Annotated in this window: 17 protein-coding genes; 7 read left to right on the plus strand and 10 right to left on the minus strand. The window is 36.1% G+C overall.

Features of this window, described 5'->3' with window-relative positions; genetic code table 11:
* Positions 1-157: ATP-binding protein (locus MM213_RS17820; protein ID WP_241321785.1), on the plus strand; the 157-nt coding region annotated here is incomplete at its 5' end.
* Between the two features lie 105 nt (positions 158-262).
* Complete coding sequence (locus tag MM213_RS17825; protein WP_241414252.1) at positions 263-700, plus strand: ATP-binding cassette domain-containing protein; 438 nt, start codon at positions 263-265, stop codon at positions 698-700.
* A 90-nt stretch (positions 701-790) separates the two neighbouring features.
* Here MM213_RS17825 and MM213_RS17830 read toward each other — a convergent pair whose 3' ends face one another.
* From MM213_RS17830 to MM213_RS17865, 8 genes are all read right to left on the minus strand, one after another.
* The gene (locus tag MM213_RS17830) at positions 791-1015 is read right to left on the minus strand and encodes a hypothetical protein (RefSeq protein ID WP_241273491.1); all 225 of its coding nucleotides are present in this window, start codon (positions 1013-1015) and stop codon (positions 791-793) included.
* A 124-nt stretch (positions 1016-1139) separates the two neighbouring features.
* Complete coding sequence (locus MM213_RS17835) at positions 1140-1574, minus strand: hypothetical protein (protein ID WP_014773536.1); 435 nt, start codon at positions 1572-1574, stop codon at positions 1140-1142.
* 220 nt (positions 1575-1794) lie between these two features.
* Positions 1795-2982 (minus strand): class I SAM-dependent rRNA methyltransferase, encoded by a 1188-nt coding sequence (locus MM213_RS17840; protein WP_241414253.1) that lies wholly within the window; start codon positions 2980-2982, stop codon positions 1795-1797.
* Positions 2975-4363, minus strand: a complete 1389-nt coding sequence (locus MM213_RS17845) for a high affinity choline transporter 1 (protein ID WP_241414254.1) — start codon at positions 4361-4363, stop codon at positions 2975-2977. The genes MM213_RS17840 and MM213_RS17845 overlap by 8 nt, the downstream gene beginning before the upstream one ends.
* Before the next feature lie 146 nt (positions 4364-4509).
* Complete coding sequence (locus MM213_RS17850; RefSeq protein WP_241414255.1) at positions 4510-6123, minus strand: ABC-F family ATP-binding cassette domain-containing protein; 1614 nt, start codon at positions 6121-6123, stop codon at positions 4510-4512.
* 76 nt (positions 6124-6199) lie between these two features.
* Positions 6200-7318, minus strand: a complete 1119-nt coding sequence (locus MM213_RS17855; RefSeq protein WP_241414256.1) for a DegT/DnrJ/EryC1/StrS family aminotransferase — start codon at positions 7316-7318, stop codon at positions 6200-6202.
* A complete protein-coding gene (locus tag MM213_RS17860; RefSeq protein WP_241414257.1) occupies positions 7308-8597 on the minus strand; it encodes a glycosyltransferase family 4 protein in 1290 nt (429 codons plus the stop codon). The genes MM213_RS17855 and MM213_RS17860 overlap by 11 nt, the downstream gene beginning before the upstream one ends.
* Before the next feature lie 330 nt (positions 8598-8927).
* Complete coding sequence (locus MM213_RS17865) at positions 8928-9914, minus strand: aldo/keto reductase (RefSeq protein WP_241414258.1); 987 nt, start codon at positions 9912-9914, stop codon at positions 8928-8930.
* Between the two features lie 78 nt (positions 9915-9992).
* Here MM213_RS17865 and MM213_RS17870 point away from each other — a divergent pair, with 78 nt between their 5' ends.
* The gene (locus tag MM213_RS17870) at positions 9993-10382 is read left to right on the plus strand and encodes a Dabb family protein (RefSeq protein WP_241414259.1); all 390 of its coding nucleotides are present in this window, start codon (positions 9993-9995) and stop codon (positions 10380-10382) included.
* Between the two features lie 56 nt (positions 10383-10438).
* Positions 10439-11776, plus strand: coding sequence for a S41 family peptidase (locus MM213_RS17875; RefSeq protein WP_241414260.1), 1338 nt, complete (start codon positions 10439-10441; stop codon positions 11774-11776).
* 255 nt (positions 11777-12031) lie between these two features.
* Here the strand turns inward: MM213_RS17875 and MM213_RS17880 are convergent, their stop codons facing one another.
* Positions 12032-12571 (minus strand): SRPBCC family protein, encoded by a 540-nt coding sequence (locus tag MM213_RS17880; RefSeq protein WP_241414261.1) that lies wholly within the window; start codon positions 12569-12571, stop codon positions 12032-12034.
* 142 nt (positions 12572-12713) lie between these two features.
* Positions 12714-13517, minus strand: coding sequence for an alpha/beta fold hydrolase (locus MM213_RS17885; RefSeq protein ID WP_241414262.1), 804 nt, complete (start codon positions 13515-13517; stop codon positions 12714-12716).
* A 223-nt stretch (positions 13518-13740) separates the two neighbouring features.
* On the opposite strand from MM213_RS17885, the gene MM213_RS17890 reads away from it, so the two are divergent.
* From MM213_RS17890 to MM213_RS17900, 3 genes are read left to right on the plus strand one after another with little or no spacing between them, the layout of a single operon-like run.
* The gene (locus tag MM213_RS17890; protein WP_241414263.1) at positions 13741-14349 is read left to right on the plus strand and encodes a TetR/AcrR family transcriptional regulator; all 609 of its coding nucleotides are present in this window, start codon (positions 13741-13743) and stop codon (positions 14347-14349) included.
* Positions 14346-15731 (plus strand): TolC family protein, encoded by a 1386-nt coding sequence (locus tag MM213_RS17895; protein WP_241414264.1) that lies wholly within the window; start codon positions 14346-14348, stop codon positions 15729-15731. Before MM213_RS17890 ends, MM213_RS17895 begins: the two co-directional genes overlap by 4 nt.
* Positions 15732-15762: 31 nt before the next feature.
* Positions 15763-16890, plus strand: coding sequence for an efflux RND transporter periplasmic adaptor subunit (locus MM213_RS17900; protein ID WP_241414265.1), 1128 nt, complete (start codon positions 15763-15765; stop codon positions 16888-16890).
* Positions 16891-16893: the final 3 nt, after the last annotated feature.

A 16893-nucleotide genomic window follows, 5' to 3' on the forward strand; every position in this document is an offset into this window, starting at 1 on the left:
TGGAAAGAAATCAACAATCATTGTCAGTCAGTTGCCCGTATCAAGCTGGTATGATATCATCGGGGAAGAAACTATAGCAGATGCTATTCTTGACAGATTAGTCCATTCTTCCTACAGAATAGAGTTAAAAGGAGAAAGTCTCAGAAAAAAAATGTAAAATTGTCAGCCTAACAGATTATAGAACCAAACCCATTTTTAGAGGGGTCAATATGTCCAGAACAGGGGTCAGTATTGTCCGGAATATCCAACTGGTCGTGAATACTTGAAATTTATTTCGAATTCAAGAAAATCAATAAGACAAAATTTTGATGAAGTAAACCTTTTTGAATTACCACTAGATATCTACATAGATAGCTTTTCAACAGGAATGAAGAAAAAACTAGCATTCACTTCTTTATTAATGGATGAATTTCAAATTTATGTTTTAGATGAGCCATTCAATGGAGTAGATATGGAAGGAAGATTATTAATTCAAGAAATTTTGAAAAAACTTAATGAATTAGGTAAAACAGTTTTTATTTCCTCCCATATTGTGACCTATTTATCAGAAGTTTGTCAGGAAATTCATTATTTGAATAATGGCATATTTGAAGAAACTATTCAAAAAGAGAACTTCAAAGAGTTTCAAGAAAATTGGAATAGTCAAACAATTAATGTTCAACTTAATAAGTTGAATTTCGGACCATTTAAAGAAAAATAGATTTATTTAAGGGACAATTTTTTTGACTCAATTTTAAGTTTTGAAACAATTGAAGAATTATTAATGAAATATTCTATTTTGAACTTAAATTCATAACTCATTTCCATCTTCTATTGTATAAATATCTTCCTCTTCTTCTTTTAAAAAATCAAATGCAGGATTATTAGAGACAACTTTTAACCAATCATTTTCATCATTCAACTCTTCTTCCATTAGAATCAAAACTTTCACATTTTTATCAGCCTCTTTCAAACCCAAATCTAATTTGAGGTGACCTTTCTTATTTGTTTTTGACTTTATTTCTATAGCTTTCATTATAGTTTTAATTTATTCTAGTCAAATTAACGATTTTTTCGGATAATGTTTTGACAATGACAGAAATAAAAAAACACCCAAACATATCTGCTTGGGTGTTCTAAATTAATTTTTGTTCAGAGAATTAACCTAACCAACTTGACCAAGGGATTCTGCTTAGGATCAATACCAAACCAATACCATAAGCCATATAGATAGCCCTGAATCTAGCCTTGCTGTCTGTCATTTTCTTCGCTTTCGAATAACCTATTGTGATGACTACAATAGCGATGATGTTGATCACTGGGTGTTCCAATGCCGTCAACCTTGCAACTCTATCTCCCATTGCTCCACCACCTGTCAATAAGGAGAAACCAATTGGACTGACGAAATAAAGAATCAAGCCCACCAAAAGTTGAACGTGTGAAAGGATAAAACCAATCAAAGCAATTTTTCTGTGTTTTTCTGTGAATACTTTTCCACTCAATGCTCCAATAAGAGCAATGATCATGATAATAGCCAAAGCTGCCAATACCAAGTAAGCAAGTCCCGAATGCGCGTGTTGTAGTCCTGTGTACATTATAATTTTAGATTTATGATTGTAGATTTTAAAATTGGAAAATTACAAGATTGGTAAATTGTTGTAAATGCTTGTCTGCCGTGGCGGATTATAAGGTTTTAAAGTTGGAATGTTTTAAGGTTGGTTAATGCATGATATTGGAATAATTCGATTTTTAAACCTTCGGGGTTTTGAAAACCCCAAAGGTCTGTCTCATATCTCACGTCTTATGTCTCATATCTCATTCAACATACACCACCAATCCTTTCAAGTACTCCGTTTCTTGATGGAAGATATTGATCGGGTGGTCGGATGGTTGGGAAAGATAGTGAAGGATTCTGATATTTCTACCACTTTCTAGGGCGGCAGCGGTGATTGTGTTTGCAAAAAGTTGTTTATCAACTACCTGCGAACAAGAAAATGTAAACAAAATTCCACCACTTTTGATATGTTTAAATGCTTCTGCATTCAATCTCTTGTAGCCCTGCACTGCATTGTGCCTCGATTTTATATTTTTGGCAAATGCAGGTGGGTCCAAGACGATCACGTCATAATCCTGCTCAATCTCTTTGATGTATTTCACTACATCTGCTACGATAGATTGATGTTTTCCCTGAAATTCAGCAGCATTGAGTGCTACATTTTTATCTGTCAACTCAATCGCTTTGGCAGAAATATCAATTGAATGCACTTCTTTTGCGCCAGCTTTCAATGCAGAAACCGAAAACCCACCACTGTAGCAAAATGTATTCAATACTTTCTTTCCGGCACTGTATTTCCCGAAAAGATGCCTGTTTTCTCTTTGATCTACGAAAAAACCAGTTTTTTGACCTTTTTCCCAGTCAATTTCATAGACGCACCCATATTCTTTTACCAAATTTGTCTTCGGCTCTCCATAGATCAATTTATTTTCAACATCCGAAATGTTTTTTGGTAAAGTCTCAGCTGATTTGTCATAAACTGCATAAAGGCTTTCACCATATACTTCTTGTAGCGCTTGGGAAATCTCTTCCACATGCTGATGCATACCAATAGAATGTGCCTGAATAACTGCCGTGCCATTGTAGAAATCTATGATCAATCCCGGTAGTCCATCTCCTTCGCCATGGATCAATCTGTATACATTGGTTTCTTCGCTGTCGGTAAGCCCGATACTACGGCGGACTTCAAAAGCAGATTGGATTTTCTTTTTCCAAAAAACACCATCAATAGGTTGTTCTTCAAAAGAAATCGTGCGCACCATAATGGAGCCATTTTGGAAGTGACCTATTCCCAAAAATATTTCTTTGGCACTGAAAATTTGTACCAATTGACCGTTTTTCAAGTCAGTATCTCTTGTGGCAATAGCTCCAGAAAAGATCCAATGATGCTTTCTGAGGATGGAGATTTCTTTATTTTTCGCTAATATTATTTTCGGATAATCAAGCATTGATTTTTTGTTTTTTAGGGAAAATAAATGTTCCCAGTATCATTGATAAAGCACTTACTAATAGTGCAGGAATGTGAGGATAGATTGGTATTTCGATATTTATAAAAATCAAATATGCAATCATCCCAAAGATAATAGACATCAAAGCACCCATTTCTGAGGCTTTTTTCCAATACAATCCAGCGGTCAAAGGTACAAATAAACTCACCAACATGAGTATGGAAGCTTCAGCTACAAGTTCATAAATATTTGTTTTCCATTGTGCCATTATGGTCGCTACTACAGCTACAAAAATGATATTGAATCTCAAAATCCATAGAAAATTTTTATCACGAATTTTGTGTCCAAAATAGGGACGGATTAGATTTTCTGAAATGATAGCTGATGGTGCCAATAATCCGGAACTTGTCGTACTCATAATTGCAGAAATCAAAGCACCAAAGAACAGAATCTGAACATGCATTCCTCCATGGCGAAGCACCATTTCGGGAAGAAGTAACTGTTTGTTTTCCAGATAGATTTCTGGATAGAGGAATTTTGCTCCCAACGCGATAAATAGTGGAAGTAGGCCAATAGTAACATAAAATCCTCCCGCCAAGTAAGTAGATCGGATGGCGACTTTTTCTGATTTGGCAGACATCACTCGTTGGTAAATATCCTGACTAGGGATACTTCCCAATCCCAAAATCATCCAAGCACCAAGGTAATTGATCCAAGAAATAGGGTTGGTATCGGGAAAAAACTGAAAGCTACCTTCCGGAGCAGACTCTAATATTGGCATTACGCCACCGGCTTGTTTGGAAACCATCACTGCCACCCACACCAAACCTACCACAATCAAAGTCGTCTGAATAAAATCTGTAATAGATATGGCCCACATTCCTCCCAAAAATGTATAAAAAACAACAATTCCAGCACTAAGGATGATGGCATTGGAGATGGAGATATCTGCGATACTATTGAAAATCAATGCTAAAGCAACCAATTGAGCAGCGACATAGCCAAAATAGGCTGGAATCATAAATACCGATGAGAAGAATTCTACCTTCTTACCGAAGATGCGTTTGTAAACATCTCCGATGGTGAGCACATTCATTCTGTACATTGGCCTGAGATAAAATACTCCAAACAGCACCAGACAAAGTGCTCCTCCAAAAGGATCTTCGATGACCCCTTGAAGGCCTGAATCCAAGTACTCTGAAGAAGCTCCAAAGATCGTCTCTGAACCAAACCATGTTGCAAATAGGGCAGAGGCAGACAAAAAAAGCGGCAGCTGCCTGCCCGCCAAAACAAAGTCATTAGAATTTTTGACCAGTTTCGAGGACCAAGCACCCACCGCTACAGTGATGATTAGATATATGATGATCGCTGAGAGTAGCAAGAATGATTTTAGATATTAGAAGGTAGATTTTAGATTGGGAAATAGTGTACTATGTACAAAGTATAATTAAAATGGAATCTAAGTTATGTGTCAGCCAATTTTTTAATTTTCAAATCTTAAATCTTTCAATTTTCAATCTTCAATTCTCAGGAGTACATCTCTGCTCTCAACGCCTTAATTTCTTCGCTTTCTAGATAATCATCAAAAGGCATTCGTCTGTCGATTGTTCCTTTTGGGGTGAATTCGATGATTCTGTTGGCCGAAGATTGTACGAAGGCATGATCATAAGAAGTCATCAAGACAGTACCATTGAAATCAATAATGGCATTGTTGAATGCTGTGATGGATTCCAAATCCAAGTGGTTGGTAGGTTCGTCCATTACCAAAAGGTTTGGGTTTTGGAGCATCATTTTGGAAACCATACAACGCACTTTTTCCCCTCCGGAAAGTACTGAACATTTTTTCAAGGACTCTTCGCCGGTGAATAGCATTCTCCCTAAGAATGTCCTTACATGCGCTTCTTCCTGATTTGCTGAGTATTGTCTCAACCAATCGATCAAGCTTAATTCAGACTGGAAATATTTTGAGTTGTCATTTGGCAAATAGGCTTTGTTGATTGTAACGCCCCACTTGAAAGTACCTTTTTGGGTTGGGATTTCTTCCATGATGGTTTGGAAAAATTTGGTTACAGCCTGCTTTGTTTTGGAGATGAAAGCTATTTTGTCCCCTTTATCAACCATAAGGTTTACATCGGTGAAATACACTGCATTTTCATCCTTCAATTCCAAGCTTTCAGTCATGAAAACCTGATCACCAGCTTCTCTTTCTGGTTTGAAAATGATTCCTGGATATTTTCTAGTAGAAGGTTGAATATCATCCACATTGAGTTTCTCCAACATTTTCTTTCTTGCCGTAGCCTGCTTGGATTTTGCAACGTTGGCAGAGAATCGCATGATGAATTCCTGCAATTCTTTTCTTTTCTCTTCAGTTTTCTTGTTCTGATCGGACTTCTGCTTGGCAGCAAGTTGTGAAGATTCGTACCAGAATGTATAGTTACCTGAGTATATTTTGATCTTACTGAAGTCAATATCAACAATATGAGTTGATACTGCATCTAAGAAATGTCTATCATGGGAAACCACGATGACCAAGTTTTTGAAATTTACCAAGAAGTCCTCAAGCCAGTTTATGGTTTCGGCATCCAAATCATTGGTAGGTTCATCGAGAATAAGGATATCAGGATTACCGAATAGGGCCTGCGCTAGTAAAACCCTTACCTTTTGGTTACCTGCCAATTCCTTCATCTGCATATAATGCATATCTTCAGAAATCCCAAGACCTGACAGCATAGAAGCTGCATCCGATTCGGCATTCCATCCGTCCATTTCTGCAAACTCAGCTTCAAGTTCAGATGCTCTGATTCCATCAGCTTCGGAGAAATCTTCTTTCAAATAGATAGCGTCCTTTTCGGATAGGATTTCATAAAGTTTTTTATGCCCCATGATTACGGCTTTCAAAACTTCTACTTCATCAAATTCAAAGTGGTTCTGTTTTAACACAGCCATTCTTTGTCCCGGAGTGACATTGACTATTCCTGAGGTACTATCTATTTCACCAGAAAGAATTTTAAGGAAGGTGGATTTTCCCGCGCCGTTTGCCCCGATCACACCATAGCTGTTGCCTGGTGTAAACTTTAGGTTAACGTCTTCAAAGAGAGTTCTTTTACCAAACTTGAGGGATAAGTTATCTACTGAAATCATGGATTGCTATTTTTTGAAGGTGCAAAGATAAGGATTTCTTATAAAAGAGATAGTGATTGATGATCTAAACCTAAATCTAATTTTTCTCAGCAAAAGGAATGTCTGGTTTATAACTTTTTATTACTTCACAAATTTTCTTTACTGTCTCTTCTGATAAAAATGGGTTCATAGGTAGAGAAATAACTTCCTTAGCTAAAGTTTCACTTTCCGGAAATTCTTTTTTTGAATGATATGGGCTTAATTGCGGAATAGCAGTAGGGTAATGTATGCTAGTCTCTACGCCATTTTGGAACATATGCTCCCGTAGTTCATTTCTGAATTTAGTTCTTATTACAAATAGATGTAGATTGTGATCAGATAAATCAGTTCCATCGGGTAGTTTTATCCAGTCAATATTCTTTAAATTATCAACATAGATTTTAGACAAACTTTTTCTCGTGCTTTGCCATTCTTTAAAATAGTTGAGTATAACATTCAAAAAACCAGCTTGAATGGTGTCTATTCTTGCATTTCTGCCTATGGTGACATGATGATCACGAACTTCCTGACCGTGGTTCCGCAAAATTTTGAGCTTTTCTGCCAATTTTGCATCTTTGGTAATCAATGCTCCTGCTTCACCAAGAGCCCCCAAATTCTTGCTGGGGTAGAAACTAAAACATCCAATATCTCCATGCAGACCAGCACTGATCCCTATTTGAAATGTTCCAAAAGCCTGTGCGGCATCTTCAATGACAAATATTCCTTTTGATTCCGCCCATTTAACCAACTTTTTCATATTTACCATTTTTCCATACAAATGAACTGGAATGATTGCTTTAGTTTTGGAGGTGAAAGAAAGATCCAAAATCTCTAAATCTATCAAACCTGATGTATCTGTATCGATAAATATGGGCTTTGCTCCAACCAAAATTACGGCTTCAGCAGTAGATACCCACGACATAGCCGGTATGATCACTTCATCATTTTGACCAATTCCCAATGCTCTCAATGCCAATTCCAAAGCATCAGTACCATTGGAGCACGAAATCACAAAGGGGGCACCAAGTAACTGACTTAACTTTTGTTCAAACCGAATGACTTCTTCTGAACCCGAGAATACTCCTTTGTCTAGTAGCTCAGAAAATTTCTCTTTGAGCTCATCTTTAAGATGGTCAGGAAACTGCTTTAGGTCAAGAAAGGGGATTTTAGATTTCATTTAGGGTTTTTACCAATGTTTTTGTCAAATTTTTTCTAGAATATTGATCTACTGAATTACCTTTCTCTTGACTTGAATTACGGTCAAAATTATTTAGAAACTCTTGTATTCCAATCTGATCAGTATGTGCAAACACTTTTCCAGCCTCAGCATCATTTAATATTTTGGCAGAATCACCATTGACATCTCCAAGTGCCAATACAGGTCTGCCAGTTGCCATATATTCGAAGAGTTTGCCAGGAATGTTACCTTTAGCATTCTTTGTGTCAGTCAAGATCAATAAGAGTAAGTTCGAATTTCTGTAGTAATCAAAGACTTTTTCATGACTTACGTAACCTTCAAAAGTAACATGCTCGCTTAACCAAGTGTCATTTTTGACAAATTCCTGGACGGTGGAAGAAACCTTGCCAACAAATCTTAAAACAACTTCTTTTTCAGTTTTTTGAAAAACGGTCTTTAAAGCTTCCAAAAATGGAATCGGGTTTCTGATAGCATCAATCACACCTGTATAGACAATTTCGATTTTAACCGTTTTTGGACTTTCCAGAGACCAATTGCTCGGAAGATCATCTGAATCAAAACCATTTGTCAGCAGGGTAATCTTTTTTCCTGCTAATTTTTCCAAATCTTCCTGAAAAGTTGGGCTGATGGTTGTGACAGCATTAGCTTCTTCCAAAACGGATTTCTCCATGGCTTCGTGTTTTTTTCTGACAGGTGCTGTCATGGGCAGTGTATCAAGAAACTCCCACTCTGACCAAGGATCTCTAAAATCAGCGATCCAAGGAAGTTTGGTTTTTCTTTTGAGATTACGTCCAATCAAATGTAAGCTATGTGGTGGGCCAGTAGTGATAATGGCATCAATCTGATTGTTTTTGATAATATCTTCCAGAAATGCAACTGCTGGTTTTACCCAGAAAATTCTCGGATCAGGAATCAGAAAATTAGCCCTTGCCCAGATTCCAATTTTATCAAGCAAGGATTTTTCTTTCTTTTCCAATACTTTGGAAGTATCTGCTAGTTTTTCTTTTTTCAGCTTCCTGAATATTCCATATGGTTCCCAGATGGGGAATTTAATTACTTCCAGTTGCGGATTGATTTCTTTGAGCAAACCTTCATCCTTCAAGTCAAAATCAGGGTTTTCAGGTGTGAAAATCACAGGTTCCCATCCAAATTCAGGCAAGTATTTGGCAAATTTCAACCATCGCTGAACTCCTGATCCAGCTGACGGAGGCCAATAATAGGTGATTATCAATACCTTTTTTGATGATTTATTATGCATTAGTACTAGTTGATTGAGTTACTAGGTTATTTGTTTATTGACTTTAGTATTGGAGGGATTGCCTTGTTATGAATTTAAATGACACTTTTTTTATACTTAACCTCTCGTTTTATAGGCTAGTCATTTCGACCAAAGGGAGAAATCTCATACTGAATTTCACACCCCAACTTCAATTTTAACTTTCCAGTTTCAAATAGGGAAGAGACCTCTCCTGTCGTCGAGGTGACTTAGCCCTGTCTTGAATCTAGCTTTTTGTTTCTCGCTTCTCGCTTCTCGTTTCATGACACTTGTCTCACATCTCACATCTAAAATCTAAAACCTCCAAAACAACTACCACAAATGATGTACTTCTTTTTTGATCAAGTCGTCATATACTTTTTGGACTGCTTTGAGATTTTCGGAGGAAATTGAAGGAAGGCTTGCTGCGTTTACATTAGAGACTATCTGTTCTTCACGCGATGCTCCAGGAATGACTGTGCTCACTTCAGGAAACATCAAGATCCATTTCAATGCCCAAGAAGCCAATGAAACATCTCCTTCGAAGATATCTTTGAGTTCATCTACTGCTTGAAGACCTATTTCGAATGGCACTCCTGAGAAAGTTTCTCCTTTGTCAAATGCCGCTCCATCACGGTTGAAAGTCCTATGATCTTCAGGATCAAATGTGGAATTTGTATTCAGTTTTCCTGTAAGAAGTCCACTTGCAAGCGGTACGCGAACGATGATTCCTACATCATTCAATTTTGCTTCCTCAAATAGGATCTCTGCGGGCTTCATTCTGAACATGTTAAATATCACTTGAATACTGCAAACATTTTTGTACTTCAATGCCTCCAAACCCTCTGAAACTTTTTCTATACTTACTCCCAGGTTCTGAATTTTCCCCTCTTCCTTCAATCTTTCAAAAAGTCCGAAAATTTCATCTCTTTGATAAACTGGAGTAGGAGGGCAATGTAACTGAATCAAGTCCAAAGTTTCTAATCCCATATTTTTCAATGAAGCTTCTACATATTTTCTCAAAGCTTCGGGAGTATATCCTTCATTGACATGGGGGTTGATTTGTCTTCCGCACTTGGTTGCTACATATATTCTTTCCGAACGCTCCTTGATAGCTTTGCCCACAGCTGCTTCGCTCAATCCAGCATCGTAAACATCTGCTGTATCTATGAAATTTATACCTTGGTCAATTGCCGTATGGATAATTTTATTTGCAACCTCGTGATTGAAAGTTCCTCCCCAACCACCACCAACTTGCCAAGTTCCCAAACTTACTTCTGAAATGGAAAATCCAGTCTTTCCTAAGGTTCTAAAGTTCATATTCCGTTATTTTAATTTTCTATAAAATTTCAATGAGCAAGTTAAATTTTTATATTTATATCTCTCAAACAATCTATTATGAAATCAAGAAGAATATTTATCAAAAAAGCAGCTTTGGTTGGTGCTACAGTCTCTTTACCAGGCGCATTGATGGCAAGTAAGAAGAAAAAAGGAAAAATGATCCATCAAGTATTTTTTTGGTTGAACGAAAATGTAAATGTTGAAAATTTTCTAAAAGAAGCATCTGTATTAGGAAAATGCCCTACTGTAGGCGATTTTTTTATTGGCCAGCCAGCTCCAACTGAAGCAAGAGATGTCGTTGATCACAGTTATCAAGTAGCTTGTACTTTATTTTTTGATTCTCTTCAAGATCAGAGTGAGTATCAGATAGATCCGATGCATCTCAAGTTTATAGAGAGAAATTCAGACAAGTGGAATAAGGTCAAAGTTTACGATTTTATGATTTGAACCAACTGATGTAATTTTATCGTTTATAGCACGTACCCATTATTACAAATATGCAAATGAAAATCAAGTACTTCCCTCGTGTTATTATTCTCCTTTCACTCTTTTTATCTTTTCAGGCTTGTAATCCTGAAGAGGAAAACCCAGATCCTGTAAAAGTTGAAAATGTAGTAAAAGAAGCGATCGTTCAGTCTATGCGAGATTGGTATTTTTGGAATTCAGAATTGGCTACAAATATTGATGTCAACCAATTCAATTCCAATGCGGAATTACTCGATGGGATTATTTTCAAGCCTTTAGATAGATTTTCCTACATTACTACTAGAGCTGCTTTTGAGGCGGCGTTTACTGGGCAAGCTTCAGGTGTTCATGGTTTCGGATTTTCTTTGGATGCTGAAGAAAACATGTTTGTATCATTTGTATATGATTTGTCACCCGCTGGAGTGGACGGATGGGAAAGAGGTTGGCAAGTAATGGAAATAAATGGAAAACCAATTTCAGATTACAGAACTGCAAATGGCTATAATTTTCAATTGGGTCCAAATGAAATAGGATACACCAATACTTTCAAAATGAAGTTGCCTGATGGAAGCGAAAAGACCACAACTATTCCAAAATCAGCATTCCAAACAAATTCGGTATTGTATAAAGATGTCATTGAGCAGGAAGGAAAAAAAATTGGCTATTGGGTGTACCAAAGTTTTCGTCAGACCCCAGGTTTATCAAACCCCATAAGAAGCCAAGAAGTTGAAGATACTTTTGAGTACTTTATGGGAGAGGGAATTGATGAAATCATTATTGACCTAAGATATAATGGTGGAGGTTCTGTGGCTGTGACCGAACAGATTTTGAATTATTTGGTACCTACCAATGCTGCGAGCAGCGTCATGTACACAAATAGACACAATGCATTGAGATCTAATAATAATAGAACGGTTAATTTTTCCAAGAAAGGAAATCTAAACCTAAGCCGAATTATTTTCATAACTGCAAGAGGATCTGCATCCGCCTCTGAATTGTTAATCAATAGTTTGGATCCATATTTAGACGTCTTCTTGGTAGGAGACAATACTTTCGGTAAACCTGTTGGTTCTTTTCCTTTGAGTTCGCTAAATAGAACATTGTCTGCAAATGATGTGGAAATTGTCCCAATTACTTTTGCCATAGATAATGCAGATGGAAAAGCAGATTACTTCGATGGTTTTCCGGCTAATATTTTAGCTCCAGATACACCATCGAAAAATTGGGGAGATAATGAAGAACTAAGATTCAAAGCTGCCCTAGAATTTATAAGAACAGGTAATACAGGGGCTAGAATTTCAAACAATACATCCAAATCAAGATGGGAAATGATTGATAATTTTAAAGGTTTAGAGCAAGAATTTCCTGTTTATTAGAATTGAAATTCAAGATTCTAAAAGTTTAGGCTATTAAGACCAAAGCGTATTTCAATGACATGTCATTTTAGTATTCTCTAAATTCCTTGACAGATTGCTGTTATCCGTGAATTTATTGTGAGCGATAACCTTCCATGTTTTGCACGATTATTTCTCTTAACTAATTGAATTTCAAAAAAACCATAAAGGTTTATAGGATTGGAAAAAATAAGCCCGGGTTGAGCTCCTGGGCTTATTTTTTTTCTCTTTAAACACTCACTTCTCCATGATTTCTTTTAGGTTATTTAATCCAATACCAAAATCATCACCAATCATTTTATCTAAATCAAAAAACCATAGTAGGATATTTTTTGGGTAATCGTAAGTTTCGTCAAAACCCCAGATAACTTTAGTCTTATTGCTACTTAATGCTTCAAACTCAAGATATACTAGGCTTTCTCCCTTAAAAGGTTCTGTAAATCTAAGAGCATATTCAATCCTATTTGCATCATCAATAGCCAATATTTCCTGTTCACCTATTCCCACTTGAGGGTCATCACTCTTCCAAGAATAGATGAACCCCACTTCGCCATCAGTACCTGAATAGTTTCTTTCCATATTTGGGTCAATTGAATCCCATTTACTATAATTATGTTGGTTTTTAAGGTATTTCATATAATCGAATACTACTTTCTTAGGCTGTTCTATGGTGATTTCACGAGATACATGTACATCTTTTTTTGTAAATAATGCAGCTATCAGAGGGATTGCTATGATTAGGAATAAGATTATTCCAATTGTTTTTAAGATCTTCATAGTTGCTTGTGGGTTTTGTATATTGATTAATATAGTTAAATGCATAAAGCGGATGATAATTTGTTGCTATCATCTACAAGGCATAGATCTAAATTAAGATCCACTTATTTGTAAATAAAACATGTTGGTATCAATGTTTATATCAAGTAGATTTGGTGTTTTTCAGATCATTGACTGTGGCGTCAATCAAATCGTTGTGACCAGATTCTAATTCTTTAAGATTTAGATTTGCGATTTTTGATGTGAATTTTTTAATATTTTCAGAAGTGATCATTTGATCATATTTTCCTGTGATTATAGTAATTTGTGTTTGGTGAGAGCGGCTTGAATTAATAATTTTCTCCAAGTTTGGCTGCAAAGGTTTGAAGACATTCCACGTAAAATAAACTTGCGCTCTTTTAGTTCTAGTTTTCATTTGTGACCTGACAAATTTCACTATACTGCTTTCAAGAATCCCTAGTGAATTGAGGAAGTCCATCGTTTTGAAAAAGCGTTTCGGATGCAAGACTACATGTTTGAAAATTCGGTTTAGAATACCAGGAAAAGTTGCCATGTTGTACCAAAAACCTGTTTTGATTCCATCAGGAGCGATGAGCAGGAGAGACTTTACTTGGTCGGGAAATAGTTCATAAGTCACCAAAGAAAATTTTCCACCCATACTATATCCAACAAGATGGAAGACATTGAAATTTTCTTCTTGCATCAATTGATCAATTATTTTTCTCCATATTTCTTTGGTAAGTTTTTGATTTATTGACTTCCAGCTACTTTGTCCATGATAGAATATGTCAAAAATGATATATGTTTCATTTTCTTGTCTTAAGTTCAAAAATGAATTATATGCTTTCATATTCTGACCAAATCCATGAAATAGTAGATGTATTTCAGTTCCGTTTCCAATCTTTTTGTATGCTAAATTCCCAAAAGGGGTTTTCAAATATTCCATACTATAATTTATAGCCCTAATTTAAGTTTAATTAATATATATATTAATATTTTAAAAATTATAGTCTTTTAATTTGTTTAATATACGATATGTTATTTAATGTTTTGTCAAGTACCATGTATTGCCTAGTTGGTGAAATTTTATTCTAAAAATAAACCTTAGAAACTTTGAACTTTCTGAAAGTTTCCTGAGTTTTGTATCGGAATTCTAATGAAGTGAAAATTTGGATACAAAGGAAAAAATTATCGTTACGGCAATTGATCAATTTATGCAGTATGGCATTCGATCAGTTACCATGGATGACATAGCCAGACTTTCAGGTGTATCAAAAAAGACTGTTTATCAAGAGTTTGTAGATAAAAATCAACTGGTCTATGAAACATTCCAAAGCGCCTTGGAGCAAGATGAATGCAAGATGAAGGCTTTGCCCAAACTAAATGATGGAGTAATAGATCATCTGGTAGGTTTGTCTAGCTATGTCAGGAAAAGATTTTCACAAATGAACCCATTTGTGATGAATGAACTGCAAAGATACTATCCTCAATGTTGGCAGATTTTTGAAGAATTTAAGCAAAAACATATCCACCAGGAGATCATTGATGTATTAGTCAAAGGAATCGAAGAAGGGTATTTTAGACCAGAAATCAATCCTCAAATTATAGCAACTATGCGGATTGAGCAAATGATGAGTCTATTTGATCCATTGAAATTTCCTCCTGCCAAGTTCAATTTGGGGGAGGTTCATGTAGAAGTGTTTGAGCATTTTTTACATGGGATTTTTACAGAAAAAGGAAAAGAGACTTATCTAAAAAAGAAAAGTAAACAAGAATGAAAGCAATGTCAAAAATGATTCAGGTTGGGCTCGTGCTTAGTCTGATCACATTTTTCTTCAATGGACAGGTACAAGCCCAAGAGGTAGTACAGCTAACACTAGAAGAAAGTATCAAATATGCATTAGAAAATAATGTAGAAGCAAAGAATGCGCAATTGGAAGTGCTTATTTCCAAAGGGGTGATTGGTGAAAACAGAGCAACTGGTCTTCCTCAGATCAATAGTACTTTGGAGTTGACAAAAAATATTCAACCTCCATTGATTATTTTGCCAGCTGAGGCTGGTGGAGCGATTGGCGGTGGTGGAGATGATCCAGGTATGGGAAGTCCAGATGACATTACTGTAATTCCATTTGCAGTAAATTATCAGTCTTCACTTACTGTTTCTGTCGAGCAGATGATTTTCAATGGTTCTTACTTTATAGGTTTGAAGGCTGCCAAAACATTGAAAGCATTGACTGAATTTGACAAAGAAAAAACAGAAGCTGATATCATTGAAGCAACAAAAAAGGCCTATTTCACTGTTTTGATCAACAAAGAAAGAAAAGAACTGGTATCTGCAAATTTGATTAGAATCAAAGAGTTATTGAAAGAAACCGAGGCATTGTATTCAGAAGGATTCGTCGAAAAATTGGATGTAAGTAGAGTGAAAGTTCAGCTCAATAATCTTCAATCCGAATTTGATAAAGTAGAAGCTGCTGAAGAAATAAGCAAGCAGGTTTTGAAAGTACAGATAGGTATGCCAGTAAATCTTGAAATTGACCTTGGTCAAAGCATTGCTGACATTCATTCGCTGTCTGAACTCGAGTCACTTCTGAGTAACCCAGGTTATAGAAGAGTAGAAGTAGATCAGATTAATAAAAATCTTGATTTGGCAAAGTTGGACCTCAAGAACAACCAAATTCAATATATGCCAGATATTGCTGCTTTTGGAACATTTCAGCGAGTGACTGGTGCTCAGAGATTCAACACCTTAGGAGACCCTGATCGTTGGTTTTCATCATCTTTTGCAGGTTTGAGGTTGAACATTCCTATTTTCGATGGCTTGAGAAAAAGCTACAAAGTTCAACAGAATAGGGTACAGATCAGACAGCTTGAAAACCAAAAACACTATTTGGAAGAAAACATAGAACTTGAAAGATATCAATCCAATATTACACTTCGAAATGCTATCAGAACACTTAATGTACAAGAAGAGAACCGAGAATTGGCACTTGAAGTATTTGAAATGACAAAGATCAAATATCAAGAAGGAGTGGGATCTAACTTAGAAGTGGTGGAAGCCGATTCTGCATTGAAAGAGGCAGAGACAAATTACTTCTCGGCATTGTATGATGCTTTGATCGCTAAAGTTGATTTAGAAAAAGCATTGGGAATATTATAACTAGCAACAAAAAATTTTATATAAAATAGATATGAAATCATATTCAAAACTTTTAATCCTTCCTTTCATTGCAGTGATGTTTTCATGTGCAAAAGAAGATGAGCTTTCTGCAAAAAAAGCTGAATTGGATGCAAAAAAGTCAGAAGCATCTGAACTGAGAGCAAGTATCGAATCTTTGGAAAAAGAGATTGCTACACTTGATCCTGAATTTGGCAAAATGAATAGGAAATCTGTATTGATTTCTACACTTAAGCCTAAAAAAGAGCATTTTCAGCATTTTGTGGAAGTGACTGGATCTGTACTTTCCAAGAAAAATGTCAATATATCTGGTGAAGTTTCTGGTAGAATCCAAGAGATCTCTGCAGTAGAAGGGATGCGTGTAAGAAAAGGAGAAGTCCTGGCAGTAATCGACGCCGAATCGGTACAGAGAAATATCGATGAATTGGAAACCCAGATGGAACTAGCCAACATCGTGTTTGAAAAGCAAGAAAGGCTTTGGAAGCAGCAAATTGGTACCGAAATCCAATATTTGGAAGCTAAAAACAGAAAAGAAACATTGGAAAAGAATTTGGCTGGTCTTAATACCCAAATGGATAGAACCAAAGTCAGAGCTCCATTCAATGGAACTGTCGAAACAGTAAATGTTCGTCTAGGTGAGTTGGTTCAACCAGGAACTCCAATGTTTCAGTTTGTCGGAGAGAGTGATTTGTTTATCGAATCTGATGTGTCAGAAAGATATGTTGGGATAGTCAACAGAGGAGATTCTGTAGAGATTACATTTCCTTCGATCAACGAGACTTTGAAGACCAAAGTAACTGCAATTGGTGCTATAATCAACCCAAACAATAGGACTTTCAAAGTAGAAGTGGTGTTACCAAACGTGCCTTATGTCAAGCCAAATATGATTTCAGTGATGAAAATCAACGATTATGAAAGCAAAGACGCTGTAACTGTTCCAAACTATTTGGTTTTGCAAGATAGCCAAGGTGATTATGTTTTTGTAGTAGAAGATGGTAAGAGTAAGAAGAGATACATCAAAAGAGGAATGGTGTATAAAGAGATTACAGAGGTTCTAGAAGGTCTTGATGGATCTGAAACTTTGGTTGATAAAGGTTTCCGTGAAGTTGGAGATAATTTCAGTGTAAATATTTCGCAATAATTT

The organism is Belliella alkalica, from assembly GCF_022549785.1.
GTDB lineage: Bacteria > Bacteroidota > Bacteroidia > Cytophagales > Cyclobacteriaceae > Belliella > Belliella alkalica.